The following is a 26,165-nucleotide window of genomic DNA, read 5'->3' as shown; positions in this document are numbered from 1 at the left end:
GGGCGCCGGGTGTTGGTGCGGAACGGGGGTGTCGCGCAGCCCGGCGCTACGGGGGTGCCGCCCGCGCCCACCCGTGCCGCCCCAGCGGCACGACTGCCCGCGGTCGGCGAGGGTCGCCCTGCGCCGCAGGCGTCCGACCGCACCCCCCACCCACCCGCGGAGGTCAGGCCGAGCGTTTGCGGGGCGTCGTCTTCTTCGCCGGGGCCTTCTTCGCCGCCGTCTTCTTCGCCGTGCTCTTCGTGCTCTTCTTCTCGGCCTGTGACGTCTTCGACGTCGACTTCCGCGGCGAGGACGCCGTCTTCTTCTTCGCCGTCGACGTCGACTTCTTGCCGCCCGTGTCCTTCGGCGACGAGCGGCTCGTCTTGCGTGGCGGCAGTTCTTTGACCTCGGCGTCCTCACCCCGGGACTCGCGGGCCGCCCGGACGCTGTTCTCCAGGGCCGCCATCAGGTCCAGGACCTTGCCGCCGCCGGACTCCGGCGCCGGGGCCTCCTTCGGGGTCTCGCCGGCCGCCTTCGCCGCGACGACCTCCTCCACCGCCTCGCGGTACTCGTCGTGCAGGTCCTCCAGGTCCACCTCGCCGAGCGTGTCCATCAGCGCGTCCGCGAGGTCCAGCTCCTTGTCGCGCACGGTGACGTCGGCGTCCGGCGCGACGCCCTCCGGGGCGCGGACCTCGTCGGGCCACAGCAGGCCGTGCATGGCGATCGCGTCGCCCACCACGCGCAGCATGCCGAGCCGCTCCCGCCCGCGCAGGGCGTACTTCGTGATCGCGACCTTCTTGCTCCGCTTCAGCGCCTCCCGCAGCAGCGTGTACGGCTTCGCCGCGGGGGCACCGCCCGCCTGGAGGTAGTACGCGGCGTCCATCTGGAGCGGGTCGATGCGGTCCTCGGGCACGAAGGCGACGATCTCGATCGTCTTGGCGGTCGGGATCGGCAGCCCGGCCAGGTCCTCGTCGGTGATCGGGATGATCGTGCCGTCCGAGTCCTCGTAGCCCTTGCCGATCTCCTGGCTGCCGACCTCCCGGTCCTCCAGCTCGCAGAACTTCCGGTAGCGGATCCGGCCGCCGTCCTCGGTGTGGATCTGGCGGAAGGAGATCGAATGGTTCTCGGTGGCGTTCACCAGCTTGATCGGGATGCTGACCAGCCCGAACGAGATCGCGCCGTTCCAGATGGACCTCACGTGCAGCACCTCTCCGGTCGTCCGCCGATCGATGTCGGAGCCTTTGTCATGGTTTGCGTGAGATTCTCATCGTATGGCTCCCATCACGGAGGTGGAGGGGCGACGGCTCCCGCTCAGCAATCTGGAGAAGGTGCTGTATCCCGCCACCGGCTTCACCAAGGCGGAGGTCCTGCACTACTACGCGACCGTGGCCGACGTGCTGCTGCCGCATCTGCGGGAGCGGCCGGTGTCGTTCCTGCGCTATCCGGACGGGCCCGACGGGCAGGTGTTCTTCACCAAGAACGTGCCGCCCGGTACGCCCGACTGGGTCACGACCGCCGAGGTGCCGAGGTCGGAGGGGCCCGCGCGGATGGTGCTGGTGGAGGACCTGCCGAGCCTGATGTGGTCGGCGAACCTGGTCGCGGAGTTCCACACCCACCAGTGGCGGATCACCGACCCGGGCGAGGCGGACCGCATCGTGTTCGACCTGGACCCGGGGCCGCCGGCGACGGTCGTGCACTGCTGCGAGGTGGCGCTGTGGCTGCGGGAGCGGCTGGCCGAGGACGGGTTCGAGGCGTACGCGAAGACGTCCGGGTCGAAGGGGCTGCACCTGCTGACGGCGGTACGAGGCTCCTCTTCCGAACAAGTGTCCGAATACGCCAAGGCGCTGGCCGTGGAGGCGGAGAAGGCGATGCCCCGGCTGGTGCTGCACCAGATGAAGCGCAGCCTGCGGCCGGGGAAGGTCTTCGTCGACTGGAGCCAGAACGCGGCGCGCAAGACCACGGCCGCCCCCTACACCCTGCGGGCGCGCGCCGAGCCGCTCGTGTCGGCGCCGGTGACCTGGCAGGAGGTCGAGGACTGCCGGTCGCCGGGCGGGATGGCGCTGCAAGCGCCCGACATCCCGCCACGGCTCCAGGACTTCGGTGACCTGCTGGCACCGCTGCTGGCCCCGGACGAGGCGGGCACGCTGCCCTGACCGCCGCCCGGTCCGCGGAGGCCGCCAGCCCCGCGCCCACCCCGGACGAGACGGTCACGCCGCCCTGACCACGGCCTGACCCTCCGCGGGACCGCCACCCGGCCCTCCGCGGCCGTCAGCCCCGCACCCTCACAACCCCGCCCACGTCCCGCACCCTCACAGCCCCGCCCCGTCCCGCACCTCACAGCCCCGCCCACGTCCTCCGATCCCGTGCCGCCGCGTACAGCGCCTCGACGTCGGCGGGCTTCAGGACGCCTCCGCCCCGGGCCAGCTCCGGCACGTCCGCGTCCGTCAGGATCCGCACCCCGCGCGGCGCGGCGGCGACCGTCACGCGGCGGGCGCCGGCCAGGACGAGCACCGGGCGGACCTCGGCGGTGAGGGCGTGGGCGGCCCGGTCGGCGTCGGCGCGCACACGGTGCAGCACGGGTTCGGGCGGACGCCGGCCGATGCGCACCTGCGGCTCCGCGACGGTCACCCGCTGCCGGTGGGCGGAGCGGACGTGCAGGGCGTACAGGCCACCGGGGCCGATCAGCAGGTGGTGGACGCGGTGGCCGCCGGGGAGCGGCAGGGAGTGCAGGGCGTGCCCGCCGGCGCCGCCCATGGCGTCGAGGGCGTCGCCGACCGTCCGCTGAGCGTCCAGTTCCGCGCGGCGCGGGTCCGGGCGCAGCCGGCGGGCCGGGCCGGGGGCGCGGTCGAGGTCGACGAGCAGAGCCTCGCCGGGACGGTTCGGGGCGAGGTCGTCGTCGGGGTGGAGGGAGAGCCGGGCGAGATCGACGGGGGTGGGGACGGGGGGCGGGCCGACGGCGACCGGGCCGGTGAGGTACGGGGCCAGGGCGGCGAGCACCTCGTCCTCGCGCTCGGCGTCGAGCAGGTTCACCCGGGCCGCCTCACGGTCGTACCAGGCGATGTTCCTGCCGTCCGGGAGGCGGACGTAGAGCCGGTCCCTGCCGTGCCGGCGGGCCGGCACGACGCGTGGTCGGTCCATGCGCCATCACCCCGCCTCCATGGGAACAGGCGGGGTGCTGCGCGGGCAAGAAGCCGGATACCGTGGACAGCGGTTGGGCGATGAGAGTGGGAGGCGCCGTTGCGTACCCGCGAGAGTCAACCCGGCGTACCGGCTCCGGAGAGCCCGTGGGACGAGATCGAGCCCGGTCTGTGGATGGGCGGGCACCAGGTGTGCGGGCCCGCCGGGCGGGTGGAGCAGGTGGTGGTGCACCGCCAGTTCGACCTGGTGCAGACCCTGCTGCGGCTGCCGGACCACGGCCCCGACCCGGGGGTCGAGCATCAGGTGTGGCCCGTCCCGGACGGCCCGCTCGACGGCACCCAGCTCGCGGGCGTGATCCGGCTGGCCGAGGCGGCGTGCGAGGCCCTGGACGCGGGGCGCACGGTCCTGGTCCGCTGCTGGCACGGCTACAACCGGTCGGGTCTGGTGGTCGCGCACGCCCTGATGCGCAGGGGCCGTTCGGCGGAGGAGGCGATCCGGCTGATCCGGTCCCGCCGTTCCCCCTGGGCCCTGCACAACGACCTGTTCGTCGACTACCTGCGGGCGGGGCTCGTCACCGCGCGGATGCTGGAGGAGCTGGCGGAGTGACGGAGGACCGGCCGCCGGGCCGCGGGTGTGTGACCCGGTAGGCGGAGCGCCCTCCCCGATGGCGCAGCAGGGCGGGCGTGTGCCGGGGGGCGCTCCTAATGTGGCGACAAGTCACCTTCGACCTGTTGTCTCCCCCCATGGAGGTACCGCCATGCCCCTACGACGCCCGCGTCCCCCGCTGACCCGCCGTCTGCCCATAGCGCTCGCCGCCGGCGCCCTGGCGGTCGCGACCGCCGTCACCCCCGCGCTCGCCGCCGACGACCCGGGCCAGGGCAACCAGAACAGCCAGAACAACCAGAGCGGTCAGAGCAACCAGGGCAACAGCCAGAGCGGCCAGGGCGACTGGAGCCAGCAGGGCGGCAACGGCAACAACACGGGCTCCGGCAACAGCACCGGCTCCTACCAGCAGAGCAACAACAACGCCCAGCAGAGCGGAGGCAACCAGAACGGCGGCAACCAGGGCGGCAACGGCGGCGACTGGGGCAACCAGGCCGGCGGCAACCACGGCGACCAGGGGCGGTATCGCGGCGTGGTGACGGCCCAGAAGCTGGCCCTGCGCAGCGCCCCGAACCGCGGCTCACAGGTCATCCGGTACGCCCACAAGGGCGAGGTCGTCTCGATCTTCTGCAAGGTGCCCGGCGACAAGGTCGACGGCAACCCGCTCTGGTACCTGCTCACCGACGGCACCTGGGCCTGGGGCCCGGCCCGGCACATCGACAACATCGGTCCCGCGCCACGCTGGTGCTGATGAGCGCACCACGCGAAGCGTCGCATATGGGTAAGTTCCGGACATGAGCAAGGCCGGTATCACCCTGGCGACGGCGGATCCGCCCGCGCCCGCCGTCCGTCCCACCGGGCGCCGCGGCGTGGAACTCGCCCTCATCGTCCTGGCCGTCGGACTGTCGGTGTACGGCTACTGCGCCGTCGGCCTCGCCAGGAACGGCACCGTCCCGCCCGGCGCCGCCGGTTACGGCGCCGGGCTCGGTGTGATCGCGGTGCTCGCCCATCTGGCGGTGCGCTGGCGGGCCCCGCTGGCCGACCCGCTGCCGCTGCCGATCGGGGTGCTGCTCAACGGGGTGGGCCTGGTGCTCATCTACCGGCTGGACCTGGAGACGCCCGGCGACCGGGCCGCCCCCGCCCAGCTGATCTGGTCGACGCTCGGGGTGGCGCTGTTCATCGCGGTGATCCTGGTGCTGCGCGACCACCGGGTGCTCCAGCGCTACACCTACCTGTGCGTGACCGTCGCGCTGGTGCTGCTGACCGTGCCGATCCTCTTCCCCGCGGTGAACGGCGCCCGTATCTGGATCCGCGTGGCGGGTTTCTCCATCCAGCCGGGCGAGTTCGCGAAGGTGCTGCTGGCGGTGTTCTTCGCCGCGTACCTGGCCGCGAACCGCGGCGCGCTGACGTACGCGGGCCGCCGTGTCTGGGGGATGCAACTGCCCACCGGGCGGGTGCTCGGGCCGATCGTCGCCGTGTGGCTGGTGAGCGTGGGCGTGCTGGTCCTGGAGCGTGACCTCGGCACCTCGCTGCTGTTCTTCGGTCTCTTCGTGGTCCTCCTGTACGTGGCCACCGGCCGCACCGGCTGGATCGCGCTGGGGCTGCTGCTGGCCTCGCTGGGCGCGGTCGCGGTGGGCCGGCTGGAGCCGCACGTGCACCACCGGATCGAGACCTGGCTGCACCCGTTCGCCTCCATCGAGGCGGGTGAGGGCCCCAACCAGATCGCCCAGTCGCTGTTCGCCTTCGCCGAGGGCGGCATCCTGGGCTCGGGGCTGGGGCTCGGGCACTCCGTGCTGATCGGCTTCGCCGTGAAGTCCGACTTCATCCTGGCGACGGCCGGCGAGGAGCTGGGCCTGGCCGGGCTGTCCGCGATCATCCTGCTGTACGGGCTGCTGGTGGAGCGCGGCTACCGGGCCGGGCTGGCGCTGCGCGACCCGTTCGGCCGGCTGCTCGCCGTGGGGCTCGCCTCGCTGGTGGCGCTCCAGGTGTTCGTGATCGCGGGCGGGGTGACCGGGCTGATCCCGCTGACCGGGATGGCCATGCCGTTCCTGGCGCAGGGCGGCTCCTCGGTGGTGACCAACTGGGCGATCGTGGCGCTGCTGGTCCGGCTCAGCGACAGCGCGCGGCGGCAGGACGCCCCGGGTGCGGCCCGGTGACCCGGCACATCCGGCACGCGGCGCTGTTCTGCGCGCTGCTGCTGGTCGCGCTGCTGGTCAACGCGGCCCGGGTGCAGGTGCTGCACGCGGAGGACTACGAGGCCAACCCGGCCAACCGCCGTGCCGCGATCGTGCGGTACCAGCAGCCGCGCGGCGACATCTGGGTCGACGGCCGTCCGGTCACCGGGTCGCGGGACACCGGGGAGCATCTGCGCTACGAACGGACGTACAGCGAAGGGCCGTTGTACGCGCCGGTGACGGGCTTCGCCTCGCAGGAGTACGGCACGACACTGCTGGAGGCCACGGAGGACGCGGTGCTCTCCGGGGCCGCCCCGGTGCTGCAGCCGCTGCCGCTGTGGAACGAGTTCACCCGCTCCCGCAGCGCGGGCGGTGACGTGCTGACCACGATCGATCCCCGGGCGCAGCGGGCGGCGTACGAGGGCCTGCGGGGGCGGAAGGGCGCGGTGGCGGCGGTGGAGCCGTCGACCGGGCGCATCCTGGCGCTGGTGTCGGTGCCGTCGTACGACCCGGAACCGCTGTCGGGGAACGGCAGGACGGCGCGGGAGGCGTGGGCGCGGCTGAACGCCGACCCGGACAAGCCGATGCTGAACCGTGCGGTGCAGCGCACCTACCCCCCGGGATCGACGTTCAAGGTGGTCACCGCGGCGGCGGCGCTGGACGCGGGCGTGCTGAAGGGCCCCGACGAGCCGACCCGCTCCCCCGACCCGTATCTGCTGCCGGGGACGACGACCCGGCTGGTCAACGGGACGGACAAGTGCCGGAACGCCACGCTGCGGGTCGCGTTCGTGCGGTCCTGCAACACGGTGTTCGCCCAGCTCGGGGTCACCACGGGGGTGGAGCGGCTGCGGCGGACCGCGGAGAGCTTCGGCTTCAACGACGCGGACCTGCGCGTCCCCTTCCAGGTGGCGCCCAGCACGTTCGACACCACCGTGGACGCGGCGCAGCTCGCGCTGTCTTCGATCGGGCAGTTCAACACGCGGGCCACGCCGCTGCAGATGGCGATGGTCGCGGCGGCCGTGGCGAGCGGCGGACAGGTGCGGGAGCCGTACCTGGTGGAGCGGACCACGCGGGCGAGCGGCGGCACGGTGTCCGCGGCGGGGTCGGGCGCGGTGCGGCGGGCCATGCTCCCGGCGACGGCGAGCCGGCTGCGGGAGCTGATGCGCGGGGTGGTGGAGGACGGCACCGGCGGGAAGGCGGCGATCGAGGGTGCCGTGGTCGGCGGGAAGACCGGCACCGCCCAGCACGGGCTGGGCAACTCGGGGATGCCGTACGCCTGGTTCATCTCCTGGGCGCAGCGCGAGGACGAACTGGAGCCGAAGGTGGCGGTGGCCGTGGTGGTGGAGGACGGCGAGGGCAGCCGGCGCCAGATCAGCGGCGGCGGCACGGCCGCCCCGGTGGCGCGGGCGGTGATGGAGGCGGTGCTGCGGCCCGAGTGAGGGGCGTGACCGAACTCCCCGCCCTTGGCGCTCGGTTGATGAGACGGGGGTGTCCCGCCCCGCGATCCCCGACCTAACGTTCGGTCCATGACCGCATACGAACTCGCCCAGGTGAACATCGCCCGGCTCAAGGCGCCGCTGGACACTCCCCTGCTGAAGGACTTCGTCGACAACCTCGACCCGGTCAACGCCGCCGCGGACGCCGCCGACGGTTTCGTGTGGCGGCTCCAGAGCGACGACGGCGACGCCACGGCCATTTCCGTCTTCGACGACCCGTGGCTGATCGTCAACATGTCGGTGTGGCGGGACCCGGACGCGCTGACGGCGTTCATGTACCAGGGCCGGCACCGGGAGATGCTGAGCCGGAGGCGTGAGTGGTTTCAGCGCGTCGAGGAGGCCATGACCACGCTCTGGTGGGTGCCCGCGGGCCACCGCCCCACCGTCGCGGAGGCCGAGGACCGGCTGCTGCACCTGCGCACCCACGGCCCGGCCCCGTACGCCTTCACCCTGCGCACCCCCTTCCCGCCCGGCGCGGACGGGGGAGCACGGGGAGCGGACCGGTCGGCGACAAGTCCTGCGTGAGGGATTGACGGGCTTGCTGACAGGCAGTCTCATAAAGGTGACCTGCCGGTAACCCGAGACGCCCCGAGGTGGAACCGTCATGACGACCCTGTCGGAGACCGACGCGCTCGACGGCCTGCGGGACGCCCTCGGGCAGCTCAAGAACCGGGAGACGGTGGCCCTGCGGCTGCTGGAGTCCTCCGCGAAGCACTCCTTCGACCCGGACACGGAGCTCGACTGGGACGCGCCCTTCGAGGACGGCAAGTGGTTCTGGCCGCCGGAGCTGGTGTCGCTGTACGGCACCCCGCTGTGGCGGCGGATGGGCGAGGAGCAGCGGATGCTGCTCTCCCGGCACGAGGCCGCCGCGCTCGCCTCCCTCGGCATCTGGTTCGAGCTGATCCTGATGCAGCTGCTGGTCCGCCACATCTACGACAAGTCCGCGACCAGCGCGCACGTGCGCTACGCCCTCACCGAGATCGAGGACGAGTGCCGGCACTCCAAGATGTTCGCCCGGGTGATCGCGCACAGCGGCACCCCCTGGTACCCGGTGACCCGCGTCCACCACAACCTGGGGCGCCTGTTCAAGACGATCTCCACCACGCCCGGCTCGTTCACCGCGACCCTCCTCGGCGAGGAGGTCCTGGACTGGATGCAGCGGCTGACCTTCCCCGACGAGCGGGTGCAGCCGCTGATCCGGGGCGTCACGCGCATCCACGTGATCGAGGAGGCGCGGCACGTGCGGTACGCGCGTGAGGAGCTGCGGCGGCAGATGATGACGGCGCCGCGCTGGTCGCAGGAGTTCACCCGGGTGTCGTCGGGCGAGTTCGCCCGGGTGTTCTCGGTGGCGTTCGTGAACCCGGAGGTCTACACGAACGTCGGCCTGGACCGGCGCGAGGCCGTCGCCCAGGTGCGGACGAGCGCCCACCGCCGCGAGGTGATGCAGCAGGGCGCGAAGAAGCTGACGGACTTCCTCGACGACATCGGCGTGCTGCGGGGTGTGGGCCGCCGGCTCTGGCGCTCCTCCGGTCTGCTGGCCTGACCAGGCGTTCCACCGGGCGGGGCCGGGGCGGAATCCGGCCGGGGCGGGCGGCCGCGCCCGGCGTGCGCCGGCCACGGCCGGTTACGCTGCGGGCATGACCTCGCAGGCCCCCACCCCCGCCTACCGGCGCCTCAGTGTCGAGGAGCGCCGCAGCCAGCTGCTGGAGGCCGCGCTGTCCCTCTTCGCCCACCGGGCGCCGGAGGAGGTGTCGCTGGACGACGTGGCGGAGGCGGCCGGTGTGTCGCGGCCCCTGGTCTACCGCTACTTCCCGGGAGGCAAGCAGCAGCTCTACGAGGCGGCCCTGAAGTCCGCAGCCGACGAGCTGCGCGACTGCTTCGACGAACCGGAGGAGGGTCCGCTGCTCCCCCGGCTGACCCGGGCCGTGGAGCGCTACCTCGCCTTCGTCGGCCGGCACGACGCCGGCTTCAGCGCCCTGCTCCAGGGCGGCAGCGTGGTGGAGACCTCCCGTACGACCGCGATCGTGGACGGGGTGCGGCGGGCCGCGGCCGAGCACATCCTGCGTCATCTCGGCGTGGAGGAGCCCGGGCCCCGGCTGTGGATGACCATCCGGATGTGGATCACGGCCGTGGAGGCCGCCTCACTGATCTGGCTGGACGAGGACAAGCAACCTCCCCCCGAGGAGCTGAGGGACTGGCTCGTGGAGCAGTTCGTGGCGATGCTGACGGTGACCGCGCGGCGGGACGCGCAGACCGACACTTTGGTCCAGGCGCTGGCCGCGGACCTGTGACCTGAACCGGCGCCCCGGCCGATGGCCGAGACTGGTGGGGTGAAGAGCGAAGACACCCCCTTCGAGGGCGGCCCCATGGACGGGCGCGTCCTGCCCGTGCTGCTCGGCATCACCGGGCACCCGCCCAAGACGTACCGGATCCCCGTCCCGGCCCCGGAGGGCGGCCCGCCCACCGTGCTGGTGTACCGGAGGGTGCCGCGCGGGAACAGCACGCTCACCGGTCTGACCGCCCGCTGGAAGTACCTCTACGACCCCGCCGGCCGGGCCGGGAGCGAACGCCGCTGGCCTTGGTCGAGGCCCGCGCCGCATCCAGACGCCACGCCGCAGGGCAAGCCGGACGACGCCGACGGGTGACCCGGTTGCGCCGAACCGCGCACACTCGGCGAGCGGACCGCGCACGCCCCCCTGATGCTCGCGGTGCGGAGCGGACGAGCCGCCCCGCGTCGGAGGTGATGGCGTGTCAGGAATGCTTCTGCGTCTGGTGTGCACGGCGGCGCTGGCGGCCGGGACCGTGCTGGCGCCCCTGCCCGCGGCGGCCGTCCCGGAACCGGGCGGCGGCAGCGGCCCGTCCGGCGGCCGCTCCGTCCCCGAACTGCTGACGGACCTTCAGACCGTGTACCGGGAGGCCGAGAAGGCCACGGAGCGCTACAACGCCACCGAGGAGGCGCTGGAGAAGCAGCGCGCCGAGACGGAGCGGCTGGAGAAGGCGCTGGCCCGCACCCGGCTCTCCCTCCACGACAGCAAGGGCGCCGCCGGGCGGCTCGCCCGGCAGCAGTACCAGTCGCTGAGCGGCCTCTCCCCCTACGTCCGGCTCCTCCTGGCGCGCGACCCGCAGCGGGCGCTGGAGCAGGGGCATGTGATCGGGCAGCTCGCGCGGGAGCGGGCGCACACGGTGGGCCGGCTGACCGGGGACACGAAGCAGGCCGACGAGCTGGCGCGCCGCGCGCGCAAGGCGCTGGACGTGCGGATCGCGCTCACCGAGCGGCGGAGGAAGGAGCGCGACGAGGTGGTGGAACGGCTGCGGGACGTCGAGGAGTTGCTGGCGTCGCTCACCGCGGACCAGCTCGCCGAGCTGGCCGAGCTGGAGCGCGGCCGGGTCGACGAGGCGCAGCGGGAGCTGGTGGCGTCCGGCGCGCTGAGCGGCGCGGGCGCCCCGTCCGCCGCCGGAGAGCGGGCCGTGCGGTACGCGGTGGAGCAGCTCGGCAAGCCGTACGAATGGGGCGCGGAGGGCCCCGAGACGTACGACTGCTCGGGGCTCACCTCCGAGGCGTGGCGCGCGGCGGGCGCGGAGGTGCCGCGGACCAGCCAGGAGCAGTGGGCGCGGCTGGAGCGGATCGACCTGGTGGACCTGCGGCCCGGCGACCTCGTCGTGTACTTCCACGACGCCACGCACGTCGCCCTCTACCTGGGCGACGGGATGGTGGTGCAGGCGCCCCGGCCCGGCGCGCGGATCAAGGTGTCGCCGATCGCGGCCAACCCGGTGCTGGGCGCGGTGCGGCCCGACCCCGGCGGGGAGCCCGTGGAGCACTATGTGCCACCGGAACTCCCCGAGGGGGCGACGGACGGGTCGGACGAGGGGTACGGCGCCGTCTACGCGCCGGCCGCGCCGGACACCTCGGCCAGGTAGGCGTTCGTCTTCTCCGGCTCGTAGAAGAAGTTCTCGAAGTCGGCCGGGTCGTTGAAACCGTTGGCGAAGCGGTCGGCGACGGGCTGGAGCTGTCCTGCGGCCCCGATCAGGTTGAGGACGTGCTCCGGCGGCGGGGCCAGCATGGCGTTCGTCCACTTGGTGACGTGCTGGGCGGTGTCCCAGTAGCGGTCGAAGGTTCCCCGCATCCAGTCCTCGTCGAACGGCTTGTCGCCGTGCTCGAGGATCGAGGCGAGGTAGGCGGCGGCGCACTTGGACGCGGAGTTGGAGCCCTGCCCGGTGATCGGGTCGTTGGCGACGACGACGTCGGCGACGCCCAGCACCAGGCCGCCCGAGGGCAGCCGGCCGATGGGGTTGCGGACGGTCGGGGCGTAGCGGCCGGCCAGCGTGCCGCCGGCGTCGGTCAGTTCCACCTTGGTGGCGCGCGCGTACTCCCAGGGCAGGAACTTCTCCATCAGCTCCAGGGTCAGGGAGAGGTGCTCGGCCGGGTCCTTGACGTCCGCGAAGGCGTCGAGCGGGCCGCCGGGGACGCCCTCCCAGAACAGGATGTCGGCGCGTCCCGACGTGGTGTACGTCGGCATGATGAACATCTCGCCGACGCCCGGGACCAGGTTGCAGCGGACCGCCTCGGTGTCCGGGTGCTCCGGGCGCGGGCCGAGACCGTGCACATAGGCGACGGCGAGGGCGCGCTGCGGGGTGCTGTACGGGGAGCGCTCCGGGTCGCGGGAGAACATCTGCACCAGCTCGCCCTTGCCCGCGGCGATGAGCACCAGGTCGTAGGTGCGGGAGAGGTAGTCGAGGTCGCCGACGGCCGCGCCGTGGATGACGAGCTGTCCGCCGCGCTGCGCGAAGGTCTCCATCCAGCCGGCCATCTTGACCCGCTGGTCCACCGACTGCGCGAACCCGTCGAGGCGGCCCAGCCAGTCGATCGCCCGCTGCGAGGGGCCCGGGTCGAAGGAGCCGGGGGCGGCGACCGAGACGCCGAGGCCCTGGATCTTCGGGGCCTGCGACTCCCAGAAGTTCAGCTGGAGGTCACGCTCGTGCTGCAGCGCGGTGTGGAACATGCACTGCGTCGACATGACCCGCCCGGTGCGGATCTCGTCCGCGGTCCGGTTGGACATGAGGGTGACCTCGTACCCGTGCGACTGGAGTCCCAGGGCGAGCTGGAGACCGGACTGGCCGGCCCCGACGACGAGTATCTTCCGCATACGGGGGACGCTCCTAAGGGGGCTACTCGGGGGTTTCGTCGAGCGCGTGGCCCACGAGGGACAAGAGGGTCTCGATGACCGAGATCCGGCGGCGCGCATCCATGATCATGACAGGTATGTGCGCGGGGATCGTGAGGGCCTCCCGCACGTCCTCCGGTTCGTACTGCTCGCTGCCGTCGAAGTGGTTCACGGCCACGACGTACGGCAGTCCGCAGCTCTCGAAGTAGTCCAGCGCGGGCCAGCAGTCCTTCAGCCTGCGGGTGTCGGCCAGCACCACGGCGCCGATCGCGCCGCGCACCAGGTCGTCCCACATGAACCAGAACCGCTGCTGGCCGGGCGTGCCGAACAGGTACAGCACCAGGTCGTCGTCGAGCGTGATGCGCCCGAAGTCCATGGCCACGGTCGTGGTCGACTTGCCCGGCGTGGCGGTGAGGTCGTCGGTGCCCTCGCTCGCCTCGGTCATCAGCGCCTCGGTCTGCAGAGGCGTGATCTCGGAGACGGAGCCGACGAGGGTGGTCTTGCCGACGCCGAAGCCGCCGGCCACGACTATCTTCGTGGCGATCGGAGCCCGGGTGGGGTCCGTCTGCCACGGCAGCAGGGGCTCGTCCCCCTCGACGAGCGGGGTGACGCCGGGTGCGGCGTCAGAGACGGCGGAGTCCACTCAGCACCCTTTCCAGCAGCGCGCGGTCCGGGCGGCCCGTGCCGTGGCCGGTGCCCGTCCCGTAGACACGGATCTTTCCCTGGTCCGCGAGGTCGCTCAGCAGGACGCGGACCACGCCGAGCGGCATGTGCAGCAGCGCGGCGATCTCGGCCACCGTCCGCATGCGGCGGCACAGTTCGACGATGGCGCGCACCTCCGGCATGACCCGGGCGAGACCGCCGGAGGTGAGTTCCCTGCGGTCCTCGGCGGCCTCCAGCGCGGCCGTGCCGGCCGTGGCGCCGACGAACGTCTCGACCAGCAGCACGTGGCCGAAGCGGGTGCGGCCCCCGGTGAGCGAATAGGGGCGCACGCGGGCGGGTTTGCGGTCACCGCCGCGGACGGGGAGGTGTTTCTTCGGGGCGCTGGTCATCGAGGGCTCCCGGCGGACTCGTGCTCCGCGCCTTTCGCGGTCTCCTGGTTCCGGCGGAGCTCGCTGCGGAGTTCGGGGGTCAGGACGTGGCCGGCGCGGCCGACGAACAGGGCCATGTGGTAGGCCACGACGCTCATGTCGCAGTCCGCCGAGCCGTGCACGCCGAGCAGCGAGCCGTCGCTGATGGACATCACGAAGAGGCTGCCCTCGTCCATGGCGACCATCGTGTGCTTGACCGGGCCGTAGTCCATCAGCTTCGAGGCGCCGACGGTGAGGCTGCCGATGCCGGACACGACGGTGGCCAGGTCGGCGGAGGAGCCGCGCGGGCCCCGCCCCTGCGAGCCCGGGCCGCTGCGGGCGCGGGCGAGTGTCTCGTCGGAGGAGAGGAGCAGCAGGCCGTCGGAGGAGACCACGGCGACGGACAGGATGCCGGGCACCTCCTCGACGAGGTTCGTCAGCAGCCAGTGCAGGTTGCGGGCCTCACTGCTCAGTCCGAAGGTACTGGGCGCGGTCAACTGCTTGCCTCCTCGACAGTGCCCCCCGTGGCTTCTTCGGTTGTGTCGTCCCCGCGGGGCCGCTCGGCCGCCAGCTCCGCCTCGACGTCCCGCCGCCCGGCGTCCGCGCCCCGGCGGAACCCGCCGAGCCGCTTGCGCAGGGCCTCGGCGTCCACCGAACCGGACCGCGGCCGCGGGGGAGCGACCGGCGCGGTGATCTTCGGCGTCCGCTTGGGCAGTCCCTTGGCGGTGACGGGCTCCTCGTCGACGGCCCCGTCCCCGCCCCCGTCGGCGACCCGCGCGTGCTCGGGCCTGCCGGCGGGGGTGTCGGGGGCGGCTGTGCCGGGGACGTGGCCCCCGGGTGCCGGTACGGCCGTCTCGGGGGCGTGGCCCCCGGGTGCCGGTACGGCCGATTCGGGGGCGTGGCCCCCGGGTGCCGGTGCCGCTTCGGGCGCGGGTGCGGACGGGGACGCGGGCGCGTGCCCGGCACCCGGGCGCACGCCCTCGTCGGCGGGCGCGGCTGAACCGGCGTGCCCTTCGACCGCCGGGGCACGGCCTTCCGGCTGCGCCGGGATGAACAGCTCCATGGTGGTCTCGGCGGGCCGCTCCGCGGGGGCAACCGGCTCGCTGGACCGGGCAGGGGGGACCTCGTGCGACCGAGCCTCGTCGACGCCGACGCCTGCGGGCGCGTCGGGTGCGACGATCCCGTTCTGGTCGGCGGTGCGGGCGGCGGGACCGGCCTCGCCCAGGTCGGCCGACGCGGCAGCGTCCGTCCGCCGGGCGGCGGGGGCGCCGCCCGGAACAGCCGTGGTGTCCGCGGCAGACGCCGTGGCCGACGTCGCCGGGGCGCCGGCCTGCGGCTCCTCCGCAGCGACAGGGGCGGTCTCGCCCGTGGTCGGCTCAACGGCGGCGCCGGGAGCAACCCCGTGCTTGGCCGACGGCCCCGCCTCGGTCCCCGCAAACGGGGCAGCCTGCCCCGGGCCCGCCGACGCAGCGGCCTCCGTCCGGGCGCCGGCCTGCGGCTCCTCCGAGGCAACTCGGACGGCCTCACCCAGGACGGCCGACGCGGCAGCGTCCACCCGGTCCGCGGCGAGGTCGGAGCCCGAAGTCGCCGCGGGGTCCGCGGCAGACGGCGCATCCGACTGCGCGGGCGCGCCCGTCTGCGGCTGCTGCACAGCGACCCCGGCATCGCCCGGAGTCGGCTCCGAGGCGGCGACAGGGGTGTCCGGGCGGGCGGTGGCCTGGGCAGCGCCCGGAACCTCCGCCTCCGGCGCCGTAGGCGTCTCAGGCGTGGCCGCCTCTGCCGCCGCTCGGGCCTCGATGGAGCGTTCTGCCAGGTCGACCAGGGGGTCGCCCGACTTGTCGCGGCCGCGCAGGACGTTGGAGTTGGCCTCCGCGTCGGCGCCCGGCAGGGACACCGTGTGGGCGACGCCCGGGACGGACGCGGGGACGGCGGCGGGTGTGGCCGGAGCAAGAAGAGGGTCCGGCAGGACGACCACCGCGGCGATCCCGCCCTGCTTCTGCTTCCGCAGCTGCACCCGCACCCCGTGCCGGTGGGCGAGCCGGGCGACGACGTAGAGGCCGAGACCGAGACCCTCCTCGGACTCGGCGTCGTACGCCGCCTCCGGGTCGAACTCGGAGAGCCGCGTGTTGAGCCGCTCCAGCCGCTCCTCGGCCATGCCGATGCCCTCGTCCTGCACGGAGAGCATCACCTCGCCGTTCTCCATCAGCCAGGCGGAGACCTCGACGGGCATGTCGGGCGGGGAGAACGCGGTGGCGTTCTCCATCAGTTCGGCGAGCAGATGGGACAGGTCGTCCGCGGCGAACCCGGCGATGTGCGCGTGCGGCGGCAGCGCCGCGATCCGCACCCGCTCGTACCGCTCGATCTCGCTGACCGCGGCCCGCACGACGTCGACCAGCGGGACCGGACCGGCCGTGTGCCGGCCGTGCTCGGTGCCGGCGAGGACCAGCAGGTTCTCGCTGTGCCGGCGCATGACCGTGGCGAAGTGGTCGAGCTTGAACAGCGTGGCCAGACGGTCCGGGTCGTCCTCCCGCTCCTCAAGACCCTCGATGACGCCGAGCTGCCGCTCGACCAGGCCGAGGGTGCGCAGCGCGAGGTTGACGAAGGTGCCGCCGATGCTGTGCCGCATCCGCTCCATGTGGGCGGTGGCCTCGGCGAGTTCGCCGCGCAGTTCCTCCCGGGCGTCGGCCATCTTCTGCCGCTGCCCGACGAGGTGCTTGCGGTCGGCCTCCAGCGTGGCGATCCGCTGGGCGAGCCCGGCGGCGTGCGCGTGCAGGGCGTTGACGGAGCGGACGACCTGGGCGAACTCGTCGTTGCGGCCGGTGAAGGTGATCGGCTCCTCGGCCGCCGGGTCCTCCGCCTCGGCGAGCCGGGCGGAGCCGCGGCGCAGCACCGACAGGGGCCGGGTGAGAGTGCGGGCCATCGCGGTGGCGACGCCGACCGCGAGCAGCAGCAGGGCGCCGAGGACCGCGATCCGGATCTCCAGCTCGGTGACGTCCTCGTCACGGAGCTGGGCGAGGTCCTTGGTGCGCTGCTCGAACAGCGAGGCCTCGACACCGCGCATCATGTCGATCCGCGCGGTGAGCGCCGCCGCGAGCTTCTTGGGGCTGGTCTTGGTCTCGCCGTCGGAGAGGGTCGGCTTGTCGGTGAGCTTGCCGAGGTACTGGTCGGCGGTGTCGACCTCGGGGCCGGTGACCGTGGTGTCGTAGGAGGCGCGGGCGGCCTTGGGGGCGGCGTCGCGGAAGTCGGCGAGGGCCGCGTCGGAGCGGACGCGGGCCTGGAGCGCGGCGGCGGACAGTGCGTCACGCCGCTCCTCGTCCTCCTCGGAGGCGCCGTCGGCGATGACGGGCAGTCCGGTGACCGGGTCGATCACGGTCTCGGTGGAGCTCGGCACGTTCAGCGCGGCGAGCAGCAGCCCGCGGGTGGCGGCGGCCTGCTGGACGGCGGTGTCCAGCTCCGTGAGCGCGTGGGCGCCGGAGCCGGCGCGGGGCGGGGTGGCGTCGGCCAGTCGCGCGGCGAGCTTGTGCAGCTGGGAGACGGCGTCGGAGTACGCCTGGTGGGCCTCCAGCGGGCCGGACTTGCCGGTGAGGGCGGCGCGGCGCACGGCGGCGACGGCGTCGAGCTCGTCGCGCAGGGCCTGCGAGGTCTCCTCGTCGGCGCGCAGTTCCTCGACCTGCCGGTCGACCCGGGCGCTGTGCTCCTCGGAGGGCGCCTTGGACTTGGGGCGGCCCGCCGCGATGTAGGGGACGACCTCGTCACGCTCGTCGGCCAGGGAGTGGGCCAGGGTGAGCGCGTCCTGGGTGCGCTCGGCGAGCGTCACCAGCTCCTGGGAGTCGTGCAGCTGCTGGGACGCCGCCAGCACGGACGGCGCACCGGCCCCGGCGATCGCCGCGGCCACCACGGCGACGGCCACGACGAGGCGGTTGCGTACGTGGGTGGGGCGGCCCTTGCCTACGGTGGGCGTCTGCTGCGCGTCCCCCGCCAGGGCCGCCTGCTTGTCCTTGCGACGAGGCCGCGTCTTCTGCACCGGTGCTCGCATTCCTGACTCGTGTACCCGTGGGCCCGGGTGACGCTCCGTCAACGGGCGCGGGCGCTCTCCCCGAGCCGCTGGGCGCGCTCGGACCGTGAGGCGCCCCCAACGCTCCCCGACCCTCCCAGTGCCCGTGGACAGTGGATGCGCATCACCTGACCCGCCACTCGAAGGAGTGAACATCGGAGGCGAGTTGAGGGGCAAGTTCCGTTGTGCGCCGCAGCGGACCTCCGTGGTAAGCCGGTTGGACGTCTGCGGCGGGCGGTGGCAATATTCGCCGCCACGCCTTCCCGGAGACCTTCATTCCCTCCCAAATCAGGCGCTTGACCTGCGCGCCTGTGGAGAACGGGCGTCGATTGCCGGGCTCCGGGGGTTGTTGTGGGGGGCTCGTGCAGACTGGCCGGATGCGCACGGAGCTTGTTTCGGAACCCGGTGATCCTGGACGTCCCAACGAGGACTTCGCGAGCGTCGCGCTCCCGGCTTCCGGACAGGGCGGCGCGCTCGTGGTCCTCGACGGTGTGACGCCGCCGTCGGACGGGGGCGGGTGTCTGCATTCGGTGCCCTGGTTCACCGCCCGGCTGGGCGGCGCGCTGACCGAACTGACCGTTTCCCTCCCGGATGTGCCGCCGCCCGGGCTGCTGTCCCGGGGGATCGCGCGCACGGCCGAGAGCCATGCCTCCACCTGTGACCTTTCTCACCCCCGAACGCCGCAGGCAACGGTGGTGCTGGCGCGCTGGTCACCCGACTCGGTGGACTGTCTGGTGCTGTCGGACTCGGTCCTGCTGGTCGAGTCGCCGGACGGCACGGTCACGGCGGTCCGGGACGACCGGCTGGACCGGTTGCCCCGTTCGGCCCTGTCCAGCCACACGGTCGTGGACACGACGCTGCGGAACAAGGAGGGCGGCTTCTTCACGGCCGCGGCCGATCCGGCCGTGTCGTCACGTGCCGTGACCGCCTCCCTGCCCCGGGACCGGGTGCGCGCCCTGACCGCGCTGACGGACGGCGCGACGCGCTGGGTGGAACGGTTCGGGGAGGGTGACTGGGCGGACTGCGTCGCCGTGATCCGCGAGGAGGGGGCGCGGGGGCTGGTGCGGCGGGTGCGCGCGCTCGAGCGGGAGCGGCCGCTCGGGGGGAAGGCGCATGACGACGCGACGGTCGTCCACGTCGAGCTGCCACCGGCCGGCTGACGGCGTGGGCGGGTTCAGGGGGTTCAGGAGGTTCAGCGGGTTCACCCGCACGGCCGACCGGTGACGGGGCCTCACTTTTGACGCGGGGTGCGACTCGTCACCCGGCCGGCCGAGGTGGGCCTCCGCTTCACCCGCGGGCCGGTGGGGGCCGGTCGCGCAGTTCCCCGCGCCCCTCACAGGGTTGCGGACGCCGTCGCCGCAACACCTTCGCCGGCCCTTCGCCCGCGGGCCGGTAGGGGTTGATCGCGCAGTTCCCCGCGCCCTTCGGGGGTCGCAGTGACCGCACTGCCGGAGACGGCGCCTCCGCCGATCCTTCGCCCGCAGGCCGGTGGCGGCTGGTCGCGCAGTTCCCCGCGCCCCTGAGGGGGTTGCAGGCGCCATGACTGCAGACGGACCGCGACGGGGCGGTACGCAGGCGCCGGGCCCCGTGAGGACGCGCCCGCCCAGCGGGACCCTTACTTCTCCATTCCGCGGTTCAGCCGGTGCAGCAGCCGTGCCAGTTCGTCGACCTCCGTCGGGTCCCAGTCGGCGAGGCGGCCGGCGTAGCGGGTGCGGCGGGCCTCGCGGACGCGGCTGACGCGGCGACGGCCCTCCTCCGTGAGGGTGACCAGCCAGGCGCGCCCGTCGGCGGGGTCGGGCTCGCGGCCGACGAGCCCGAGCTCCTCCAGGGCGCGCAGCTGGCGCGACATGGTCGCCTTGCCGACGCCGATGTAGGAGGCGAGCTCGGTGGCCCGCTGGCGCCCGCACTCCTCCAGACGGACGAGCAGCCCGTACGCGGACGGCTCGAGGTCGGGGTGGACCTCGCGCGCCATCTCCCCCTGGCTGGCCCGGGCGCGCCGCAGCAGGACCGTCAACTCGCGTTCCAGCGCCAGGAAAGCGGGCTGTTCGACGCCGGACGCGGGCTCCGGCGAGTCGGCGTGCTTCTCGCCGCCGTTTCCGTCTTCGTGCACGTTGGCCCCTGCCTCGGTTTCCCGTTCTGAAAGTTCTGGCCGAGTGGCGGCGTCGCCCCAGCTCCATAAGTATTTCGCAGGCGTAGACCAACGGCAGTGCGCGACGATCCCGCCCGCCGCCACGGTCGGCGTCCGCAGTTTCTCTACCAGGCCATTACGTGGCATGCCCACTACATGCGATGTGGGTCACATTCCGGGTTCGCCCCATGACCGTTCGGAGATGCGTCATGCCTGTGCACAGATCCCGACTCGTCCGCATACGCGCGCTCGGCACCGCCGGCGCCGTCCTGCTCACGCTGCTCGCCCTCCCGGGGACCTCCGCCGTCGCCGACGGCGCCTCCCCCTCCGTCCCGCCGCGCGGCTCCGCCCACATGGGCATGGGCGTCCTCGCCCACGACGGCCAGGCCGGCCTGCCCACCTCCCGCTCCACCCAGACGGAGGGCGTGGACGTCTCCAGCCACCAGGGCAACGTCGCCTGGACCACCCTGTGGAACAGCGGGGTGCGCTGGGCCTACGCCAAGGCGACGGAGGGCACGTACTACACCAACCCGTACCACGCGCAGCAGTACAACGGCTCCTACGACGTCGGCATGGTCCGCGGCGCCTACCACTTCGCCACTCCCGACACCACGAGCGGCGCCGCCCAGGCGGACTACTTCGTGGACCGCGGCGGCGACTGGTCCGCCGACGGGCGCACGCTGCCGGGTGTCCTGGACATCGAGTGGAACCCGTACGGCGACGACTGCTACGGGAAGTCGGCGAGCTCGATGGTGAGCTGGATCCGCGACTTCCTCGACCGCTACCGCGCCCGCACCGGCCGCGACGCCGTCATCTACACCGCGACCAGCTGGTGGAAGCAGTGCACCGGCAACTACGCCGGTTTCGCCTCCACCACCCCGCTGTGGATCGCCCGGTACGCCTCCACCGTCGGCGAACTGCCCGCCGGCTGGGACACGTACACGATGTGGCAGTACACCTCGACGGGGCCGACGGTCGGCGACCACGACCGCTTCAACGGCACCCTCGACGGGGTGCGGATCTTCGCCGCCGGGAGCTGACCCGGGCGGCGGTACGGGAAAGGCCCGGGCCTCCCTCAGGGAGCCCGGGCCTTCCCTCATCCGATGACCTCCGTCACGCGGCCACCGGAACCTCGGGCGCCGCCCCGTTCGTCGCCGGGGACAGCGCCAGCTCGAGGACCTGGCGGACGTCGGTGACGGCGTGCACGTCGAGCTTCTCCAGCACCTCCGCCGGGACGTCGTCCAGGTCGGGCTCGTTGCGCTTGGGGATGATCACGGTGGTGACGCCCGCCCGGTGCGCGGCGAGCAGCTTCTGCTTCACCCCGCCGATCGGCAGCACCCGCCCGGTCAGCGACACCTCGCCGGTCATCGCCACGTCCGTGCGGACCAGGCGCCCGGAGAGCAGCGAGGCCAGGGCCGTGGTCATCGTGATGCCCGCGCTCGGGCCGTCCTTGGGGACCGCGCCCGCCGGGAAGTGGATGTGCACGCCCCGGTCCTTCAGGTCGCCGACCGGGAGCTCCAGCTCGGCGCCGTGGCTGCGCAGGAAGCTCAGCGCGATCTGCGCCGATTCCTTCATCACGTCGCCCAGCTGGCCGGTCAGGGTCAGTCCCGCCGCGCCCGTCTCCGGATCGGCCAGGGACGCCTCGACGTAGAGGACGTCACCGCCGGCGCCGGTCACGGCCAGCCCGGTGGCGACGCCGGGCACCGCGGTGCGCCGCTCGGCGGGCTCCTGGGCGGACTCCGGCACGTGGTGCGGCCGCCCGATCAGGCCCCGCAGGTCGTCCTCGGCCACGGTGAACGGCAGCTCCCGCTCCCCCAGTTCGTGCTGGGCCGCGACCTTGCGCAGCAGCCGTGCGACCGACCGCTCCAGGTTGCGCACGCCCGCCTCGCGCGTGTACTCGCCGGCGAGCTTGCGCAGGGCGCCCTCCTCGATCGTCACCTCGTCCGGCTGGAGGCCGGCGCGCTCCAGCTGGCGCGGGAGCAGGTGGTCGCGGGCGATGACGATCTTCTCGTCCTCGGTGTAGCCGTCGAGGCGGACCAGCTCCATGCGGTCGAGCAGGGCCTCCGGGATGGCCTCCAGGACGTTGGCGGTGGCGAGGAACACCACGTCGGACAGGTCGAGCTCGACCTCCAGGTAGTGGTCCCGGAAGGTGTGGTTCTGCGCCGGGTCGAGGACCTCGAGCAGGGCCGCGGCGGGGTCGCCGCGGAAGTCGGAACCGACCTTGTCGATCTCGTCGAGCAGGACGACCGGGTTCATCGAGCCGGCCTCCTTGATCGCCCGCACGATCCGGCCGGGCAGCGCGCCGACGTAGGTGCGACGGTGGCCGCGGATCTCGGCCTCGTCGCGGACGCCGCCGAGGGCGACCCGGACGAATTTCCGGCCCATGGCGTGGGCGACGGACTCGCCGAGCGAGGTCTTGCCGACGCCGGGCGGGCCCACGAGGGCCAGCACCGCGCCGCCGCGCCGCCCGCCGACGACGCCCAGACCCCGGTCGCTGCGCCGCTTGCGCACGGCCAGGTACTCGGTGATGCGCTCCTTCACGTCCTGAAGACCCGCGTGCTCGGCGTCCAGGACGGCCTGGGCCCCCTGGATGTCGTAGGAGTCCTCGGTGCGCTCGTTCCACGGCATCTCCAGAACCGTGTCGAGCCAGGTGCGGATCCAGGAGCCCTCGGGCGACTGGTCGGAGGAGCGCTCCAGCTTGTCGACCTCCTTGAGGGCGGCCTCGCGGACCTTCCCGGGGAGATCGGCGGCCTCGACGCGGGCCCGGTAGTCGTCGGACTCCTCGCCGTCCTGCTCGCCGTTCAGCTCGCGCAGCTCCTTGCGGACGGCCTCCAGCTGGCGGCGGAGCAGGAACTCCCGCTGCTGCTTGTCGACGCCCTCCTGGACGTCCTTGGCGATGGTCTCGGCGACGTCCTGCTCGGCGAGGTGGTCGCGCAGCTGCTGGGTGGCGAGCTTCAGCCGGGCCACCGGGTCGGTGGTCTCCAGCAGGGCGACCTTCTGCTCGGTGGTGAGGAACGGCGAGTAGCCGGAGTTGTCGGCGAGCGCGGAGACGTCGTCGATGGCCTGGACCCGGTCCACGACCTGCCAGGCGCCACGCTTGCGGAGCCAGGCGGTGGCGAGCGCCTTGTACTCCTTGACCAGTTCGGCCGCGTGCCCCGGCAGGGGGTCGGGCACGCTCTCGTCGATGCGGGTGCCCTCCACCCACAGCGCCGCGCCCGGCCCGGTGGTGCCTGCGCCGATGCGCACCCGTCCCCGGCCGCGGATCAGGGCGCCCGGGTCGCCGTCGGCCAGCCGGCCGACCTGTTCGACCGTGCCCAGCACGCCGATCCCGGCGTAGGTGCCGTCGACGCGCGGCACGAGGAGCACCTTCGGCTTGCCCGGTTCGTCGCGGGCGGCGGCCTGGGCGGCCTCCACCGCCGCGCGCACCTCGGAATCGCTCAGGTCCAGCGGAACCACCATCCCCGGCAGCACGACCTCGTCGTCGAGCGGCAGCACGGGCAGGGCGAGCGGTGTGGACTCAGCAGCCATGATCTCCCCTTCGGCAGTCAAGTTGAGCTACATCGACTCAATGCAGGGGAGCGGCCGAATGTTCCCGGGGCCGCGTTCGCTCTGAGCGATCACCGGGCCGGGCTCCGAGGGGCCGGGCTCCCGCACCGCGGGACCTGCCAGGATGAACGCATGTCCACCCCCTACGGCATTCCCGAAGCTCCTGAGGTCCTGGACCGTCGCGAGGGCCCGTACGGCGAGGTCGTGCTGCGCAGACACGGCGGCCTGCTGCAGATCATCGCCAACGGCTGCTTCCTGATGGACACCTCCGACGGGCGTTCCGAGCGGCTGCTCGTGGACGCGGCCCTGGCGGCCCTGGGCCCGGAGGTCACGGACCCCTCGGTGCTCATCGGCGGGCTGGGCGTCGGATTCTCCCTGACGCACGCGGCCGGACAGGAGCGCTGGGGCCGGATCACGGTCGTGGAGCGGGAGCCCGCCGTCATCGGGTGGCACCGCTCGGGCCCGCTGGCCGAGTTCTCCGGCGCGGCGCTCGCCGATCCGCGGACGCAGATCGTCGAGCAGGACGTGATCGCTTACGTCAACGAGACGTCCGACACATTCGACGCACTGTGCCTCGACATCGACAACGGGCCCGACTGGACCGTCGACGAGGGCAACGAGGGCCTTTATTCGCCGGACGGACTCGCGGCATGTGCAAGGGTGTTGAAGCCGCGCGGGGTCCTCGCGGTATGGTCCGCGAAGCCTTCACCGGAATTCGAGGGAACCTTGCGGAATGCCGGATTCCGGCAAGTGCGTACCGAAGAGATCCCCGTTGCCCGGGGCGTTCCGGACGTCGTGCACATCGGCGTCCGCCCTGGATAGCAAACCCGTGGTGCATCCCCGTACGCTGCTGCCCTGACGCGGATCATTCAAGCGTCAATCGCAGTGATGCGCAGACGACGGATCACCCCACGGATTCCGGAAAAAGCACACCTCAGGGGCGGGCGATGGAGCAGACACACACCTCCCACAACGGCACGGCGACGACCACCCCCGGCGCGCAGCGCAGGGTCCTGGTGGTCGAGGACGACGCGACGATCGTGGACGCCATCGCGACCCGCCTGCGTGCCGAGGGATTCCTGGTGCAAACGGCGGGCGACGGCCCGTCCGCGGTGGACACGGCGGAGGCCTGGCAGCCCGACCTGCTGATTCTCGACATCATGCTGCCGGGCTTCGACGGCCTGGAGGTCTGCCGGCGCGTGCAGGCCCAGCGGCCGGTGCCGGTGATGATGCTCACCGCGCGCGACGACGAGACCGACATGCTGGTGGGCCTCGGCGTCGGCGCCGACGACTACATGACCAAGCCGTTCTCCATGCGCGAGCTGGCGGCGCGGGTGCACGTGCTGCTGCGCCGCATGGAGCGCGCGGCCCTCGCGGCCACCACCCCGCGCAGCGGCATCCTGCGCCTGGGCGAACTGGAGATCGACCACGCGCAGCGCCGGGTGCGCGTGCGCAGTGAGGACGTCCACCTGACGCCCACCGAGTTCGACCTCCTGGTGTGCCTGGCCAACACCCCCCGCGCGGTGCTCTCCCGTGAGCAGCTGCTGGCCGAGGTCTGGGACTGGGCGGACGCCTCCGGCACCCGCACCGTGGACAGCCACATCAAGGCGCTGCGCCGGAAGATCGGCGCGGAGCGCATCCGCACGGTGCACGGCGTGGGCTACGCCCTGGAGACGCCGACGCCATGAGCGCAGGTCCGGCGGGACGCGGACAGGGGAGGAAGCAACCCTGGGGCAATGTGCGGCCGTTCTCGATCAAGACCAAGCTGGGCGCGCTGGTCGTCGTCTCGGTCCTGATCACCACCGGACTCTCGGTGATCGCGGTGCACACCAAGACGGAGCTGCGCTTCATCACGGTCTTCTCGATGATCGCCACGCTGCTGATCACCCAGTTCGTGGCGCACTCCCTCACCGCTCCGCTGGACGACATGAACGCCGTCGCGCGGTCCATCTCGCACGGCGACTACACCCGCCGGGTGCGCGAGAGCCGCCGCGACGAGCTGGGCGACCTGGCCCAGACGATCAACGTCATGGCCGACGAGCTGGAAGCCCAGGACCGCCAGCGCAAGGAGCTGGTGGCCAACGTCTCGCACGAGCTGCGCACGCCCATCGCGGGGCTGCGCGCGGTGCTGGAGAACATCGTCGACGGCGTCACCGAGGCCGACCCGGAGACGATGCGCACGGCCCTGAAGCAGACCGAGCGGCTCGGCCGCCTGGTGGAGACGCTGCTGGACCTGTCCCGCCTGGACAACGGCGTGGTGCCGCTGAAGAAGCGCCGCTTCGAGGTGTGGCCGTACCTGTCGGGCGTGCTCAAGGAGGCCAACATGGTCGCCTCCGCCCGCGCGAGCATGGCCTCCGGCTCCGGCAGCCACACCCGTACGGACGTGCATCTGCACCTGGACGTCTCGCCGCCCGAACTGGCGGCGCACGCCGACCCGGAGCGGATCCACCAGGTGGTGGCCAACCTGATCGACAACGCGGTCAAGCACAGCCCGCCGCACGGCCGGGTGACCGTGCGGGCCCGGCAGGGTGCCGAGCCGGAGTCGCTGGAGCTGGAGGTCCTGGACGAGGGTCCGGGCATCCCGCGCACCGAGTGGCACCGGGTCTTCGAGCGGTTCAACCGCGGCAACGTCAACCGGCCGCACGGCCCCGGCAGCGACGGCGGCACCGGTCTCGGCCTCGCGATCGCCCGCTGGGCCGTGGACCTGCACGGCGGCCGGATCGGGGTGGCGGAATCCGAGCGCGGTTGCCGGATTCTGATCACTCTTCCGGGGCCCTCTTCTGTGCCAAGTTGACGTAAAGTTCGAACCGGAGCC

General features: G+C 73.0%; 24 protein-coding genes. 15 read left to right on the top strand and 9 right to left on the bottom strand.

The features are described from left to right. Positions 1-163 precede the first annotated feature (163 nt). Complete coding sequence (locus tag MTR79_RS05990; RefSeq protein ID WP_244789464.1) at positions 164-1,186, bottom strand: Ku protein; 1,023 nt, start codon at positions 1,184-1,186, stop codon at positions 164-166. 64 nt (positions 1,187-1,250) lie between these two features. On the opposite strand from MTR79_RS05990, the gene ligD reads away from it, so the two are divergent. Then, entirely contained in the window at positions 1,251-2,132 is an 882-nt protein-coding gene (ligD, locus tag MTR79_RS05985) for a non-homologous end-joining DNA ligase (protein ID WP_244789462.1), read from the top strand. A gap of 181 nt (positions 2,133-2,313) precedes the next feature. Here the strand turns inward: ligD and MTR79_RS05980 are convergent, their stop codons facing one another. Beyond that, positions 2,314-3,117, bottom strand: a complete 804-nt coding sequence (locus MTR79_RS05980; protein WP_244789460.1) for an NERD domain-containing protein — start codon at positions 3,115-3,117, stop codon at positions 2,314-2,316. A gap of 99 nt (positions 3,118-3,216) precedes the next feature. Between MTR79_RS05980 and MTR79_RS05975 the strand changes: the two genes are divergently transcribed. From MTR79_RS05975 to MTR79_RS05935, 9 genes are all read left to right on the top strand, one after another. Next, positions 3,217-3,723: a dual specificity protein phosphatase family protein gene (locus MTR79_RS05975; RefSeq protein ID WP_078894963.1), complete on the top strand. Its 507-nt coding sequence runs from the start codon at positions 3,217-3,219 to the stop codon at positions 3,721-3,723. A gap of 151 nt (positions 3,724-3,874) precedes the next feature. Then, entirely contained in the window at positions 3,875-4,471 is a 597-nt protein-coding gene (locus MTR79_RS05970) for an SH3 domain-containing protein (RefSeq protein ID WP_244789458.1), read from the top strand. A 43-nt stretch (positions 4,472-4,514) separates the two neighbouring features. After that, positions 4,515-5,876, top strand: a complete 1,362-nt coding sequence (locus tag MTR79_RS05965; protein ID WP_086700297.1) for an FtsW/RodA/SpoVE family cell cycle protein — start codon at positions 4,515-4,517, stop codon at positions 5,874-5,876. Continuing rightward, positions 5,873-7,333, top strand: coding sequence for a penicillin-binding protein 2 (locus MTR79_RS05960; protein ID WP_086700295.1), 1,461 nt, complete (start codon positions 5,873-5,875; stop codon positions 7,331-7,333). Before MTR79_RS05965 ends, MTR79_RS05960 begins: the two co-directional genes overlap by 4 nt. An 87-nt stretch (positions 7,334-7,420) precedes the next feature. Further along, positions 7,421-7,915 carry a DUF3291 domain-containing protein gene (locus MTR79_RS05955; RefSeq protein ID WP_244789456.1) on the top strand — a complete coding sequence of 165 codons (495 nt, stop codon included), beginning with the start codon at positions 7,421-7,423 and terminating at the stop codon, positions 7,913-7,915. A gap of 79 nt (positions 7,916-7,994) precedes the next feature. Next, entirely contained in the window at positions 7,995-8,933 is a 939-nt protein-coding gene (locus MTR79_RS05950) for a diiron oxygenase (RefSeq protein ID WP_244789454.1), read from the top strand. A gap of 94 nt (positions 8,934-9,027) precedes the next feature. Beyond that, positions 9,028-9,681: a TetR/AcrR family transcriptional regulator gene (locus MTR79_RS05945; protein ID WP_086700291.1), complete on the top strand. Its 654-nt coding sequence runs from the start codon at positions 9,028-9,030 to the stop codon at positions 9,679-9,681. A 39-nt stretch (positions 9,682-9,720) separates the two neighbouring features. Continuing rightward, positions 9,721-10,035: a hypothetical protein gene (locus MTR79_RS05940; RefSeq protein ID WP_086700289.1), complete on the top strand. Its 315-nt coding sequence runs from the start codon at positions 9,721-9,723 to the stop codon at positions 10,033-10,035. A gap of 103 nt (positions 10,036-10,138) precedes the next feature. Further along, positions 10,139-11,308 carry a C40 family peptidase gene (locus MTR79_RS05935; RefSeq protein ID WP_244789452.1) on the top strand — a complete coding sequence of 390 codons (1,170 nt, stop codon included), beginning with the start codon at positions 10,139-10,141 and terminating at the stop codon, positions 11,306-11,308. Here MTR79_RS05935 and MTR79_RS05930 read toward each other — a convergent pair. Genes MTR79_RS05930 through MTR79_RS05910 form a run of 5 tightly spaced genes read right to left on the bottom strand, consistent with a single transcriptional unit; the run spans position 11,272 to position 17,646 of the window. Then, complete coding sequence (locus tag MTR79_RS05930; protein WP_086700286.1) at positions 11,272-12,534, bottom strand: styrene monooxygenase/indole monooxygenase family protein; 1,263 nt, start codon at positions 12,532-12,534, stop codon at positions 11,272-11,274. The two genes, MTR79_RS05935 and MTR79_RS05930, sit on opposite strands and share 37 nt — an antisense overlap. A 22-nt stretch (positions 12,535-12,556) precedes the next feature. Further along, complete coding sequence (locus MTR79_RS05925; protein WP_048455658.1) at positions 12,557-13,195, bottom strand: ATP/GTP-binding protein; 639 nt, start codon at positions 13,193-13,195, stop codon at positions 12,557-12,559. Next, positions 13,176-13,604, bottom strand: a complete 429-nt coding sequence (locus MTR79_RS05920) for a DUF742 domain-containing protein (RefSeq protein WP_048455659.1) — start codon at positions 13,602-13,604, stop codon at positions 13,176-13,178. The genes MTR79_RS05925 and MTR79_RS05920 overlap by 20 nt, the downstream gene beginning before the upstream one ends. Beyond that, complete coding sequence (locus tag MTR79_RS05915; RefSeq protein ID WP_048455660.1) at positions 13,601-14,119, bottom strand: roadblock/LC7 domain-containing protein; 519 nt, start codon at positions 14,117-14,119, stop codon at positions 13,601-13,603. Before MTR79_RS05915 ends, MTR79_RS05920 begins: the two co-directional genes overlap by 4 nt. Then, on the bottom strand, positions 14,116-17,646 hold the full coding sequence (locus MTR79_RS05910) for a nitrate- and nitrite sensing domain-containing protein (protein ID WP_244789449.1): 3,531 nt from the start codon (positions 17,644-17,646) through the stop codon (positions 14,116-14,118). Before MTR79_RS05910 ends, MTR79_RS05915 begins: the two co-directional genes overlap by 4 nt. A 407-nt stretch (positions 17,647-18,053) precedes the next feature. On the opposite strand from MTR79_RS05910, the gene MTR79_RS05905 reads away from it, so the two are divergent. Further along, on the top strand, positions 18,054-18,836 hold the full coding sequence (locus tag MTR79_RS05905; RefSeq protein ID WP_189364220.1) for a hypothetical protein: 783 nt from the start codon (positions 18,054-18,056) through the stop codon (positions 18,834-18,836). Between the two features lie 455 nt (positions 18,837-19,291). On the opposite strand, the gene MTR79_RS05900 is transcribed toward MTR79_RS05905, so the two are convergent. Then, positions 19,292-19,786 carry a MarR family transcriptional regulator gene (locus MTR79_RS05900; RefSeq protein ID WP_048455662.1) on the bottom strand — a complete coding sequence of 165 codons (495 nt, stop codon included), beginning with the start codon at positions 19,784-19,786 and terminating at the stop codon, positions 19,292-19,294. 227 nt (positions 19,787-20,013) lie between these two features. Between MTR79_RS05900 and MTR79_RS05895 the strand changes: the two genes are divergently transcribed. Beyond that, complete coding sequence (locus MTR79_RS05895) at positions 20,014-20,844, top strand: lysozyme (protein ID WP_048455663.1); 831 nt, start codon at positions 20,014-20,016, stop codon at positions 20,842-20,844. A gap of 73 nt (positions 20,845-20,917) precedes the next feature. On the opposite strand, the gene lon is transcribed toward MTR79_RS05895, so the two are convergent. Beyond that, positions 20,918-23,332, bottom strand: coding sequence for an endopeptidase La (gene lon / locus MTR79_RS05890; protein WP_244789447.1), 2,415 nt, complete (start codon positions 23,330-23,332; stop codon positions 20,918-20,920). Positions 23,333-23,482: 150 nt separating this feature from the next. Here lon and MTR79_RS05885 point away from each other — a divergent pair, with 150 nt between their 5' ends. From MTR79_RS05885 to MTR79_RS05875, 3 genes are all read left to right on the top strand, one after another. Next, complete coding sequence (locus MTR79_RS05885; RefSeq protein ID WP_244789445.1) at positions 23,483-24,172, top strand: spermidine synthase; 690 nt, start codon at positions 23,483-23,485, stop codon at positions 24,170-24,172. Positions 24,173-24,297: 125 nt separating this feature from the next. After that, positions 24,298-25,038: a response regulator transcription factor gene (locus MTR79_RS05880; RefSeq protein ID WP_030223674.1), complete on the top strand. Its 741-nt coding sequence runs from the start codon at positions 24,298-24,300 to the stop codon at positions 25,036-25,038. Further along, positions 25,035-26,144, top strand: a complete 1,110-nt coding sequence (locus MTR79_RS05875; protein WP_086700277.1) for a HAMP domain-containing sensor histidine kinase — start codon at positions 25,035-25,037, stop codon at positions 26,142-26,144. The genes MTR79_RS05880 and MTR79_RS05875 overlap by 4 nt, the downstream gene beginning before the upstream one ends. Positions 26,145-26,165 lie beyond the last annotated feature (21 nt).

Origin of the sequence: Streptomyces sp. BJ20 (genome assembly GCF_022869105.1) — a bacterium.
GTDB lineage: Bacteria > Actinomycetota > Actinomycetes > Streptomycetales > Streptomycetaceae > Streptomyces > Streptomyces griseoincarnatus.
The sequence above is the reverse complement of the archived record's forward strand: the minus strand, read 5'-3'. Positions and strand labels throughout refer to the sequence as shown.

Excerpts from the sequence above, each read along its gene's own strand:
- MTR79_RS05905 (WP_189364220.1), top strand. The coding sequence starts at position 18,054 with ATGCGCACGGAGCTTGTTTCGGAACCCGGTGATCCTGGACGTCCCAAC.
- ligD (WP_244789462.1), top strand. The coding sequence starts at position 1,251 with ATGGCTCCCATCACGGAGGTGGAGGGGCGACGGCTCCCGCTCAGCAAT.
- MTR79_RS05945 (WP_086700291.1), top strand. The coding sequence starts at position 9,028 with ATGACCTCGCAGGCCCCCACCCCCGCCTACCGGCGCCTCAGTGTCGAG.
- MTR79_RS05980 (WP_244789460.1), bottom strand. The coding sequence starts at position 3,117 with ATGGACCGACCACGCGTCGTGCCGGCCCGCCGGCACGGCAGGGACCGG.
- MTR79_RS05875 (WP_086700277.1), top strand. The coding sequence starts at position 25,035 with ATGAGCGCAGGTCCGGCGGGACGCGGACAGGGGAGGAAGCAACCCTGG.
- MTR79_RS05970 (WP_244789458.1), top strand. The coding sequence starts at position 3,875 with ATGCCCCTACGACGCCCGCGTCCCCCGCTGACCCGCCGTCTGCCCATA.
- MTR79_RS05885 (WP_244789445.1), top strand. The coding sequence starts at position 23,483 with ATGTCCACCCCCTACGGCATTCCCGAAGCTCCTGAGGTCCTGGACCGT.
- MTR79_RS05880 (WP_030223674.1), top strand. The coding sequence starts at position 24,298 with ATGGAGCAGACACACACCTCCCACAACGGCACGGCGACGACCACCCCC.
- MTR79_RS05955 (WP_244789456.1), top strand. The coding sequence starts at position 7,421 with ATGACCGCATACGAACTCGCCCAGGTGAACATCGCCCGGCTCAAGGCG.
- MTR79_RS05950 (WP_244789454.1), top strand. The coding sequence starts at position 7,995 with ATGACGACCCTGTCGGAGACCGACGCGCTCGACGGCCTGCGGGACGCC.
- MTR79_RS05895 (WP_048455663.1), top strand. The coding sequence starts at position 20,014 with ATGCCTGTGCACAGATCCCGACTCGTCCGCATACGCGCGCTCGGCACC.
- MTR79_RS05920 (WP_048455659.1), bottom strand. The coding sequence starts at position 13,604 with ATGACCAGCGCCCCGAAGAAACACCTCCCCGTCCGCGGCGGTGACCGC.
- lon (WP_244789447.1), bottom strand. The coding sequence starts at position 23,332 with ATGGCTGCTGAGTCCACACCGCTCGCCCTGCCCGTGCTGCCGCTCGAC.
- MTR79_RS05965 (WP_086700297.1), top strand. The coding sequence starts at position 4,515 with ATGAGCAAGGCCGGTATCACCCTGGCGACGGCGGATCCGCCCGCGCCC.
- MTR79_RS05930 (WP_086700286.1), bottom strand. The coding sequence starts at position 12,534 with ATGCGGAAGATACTCGTCGTCGGGGCCGGCCAGTCCGGTCTCCAGCTC.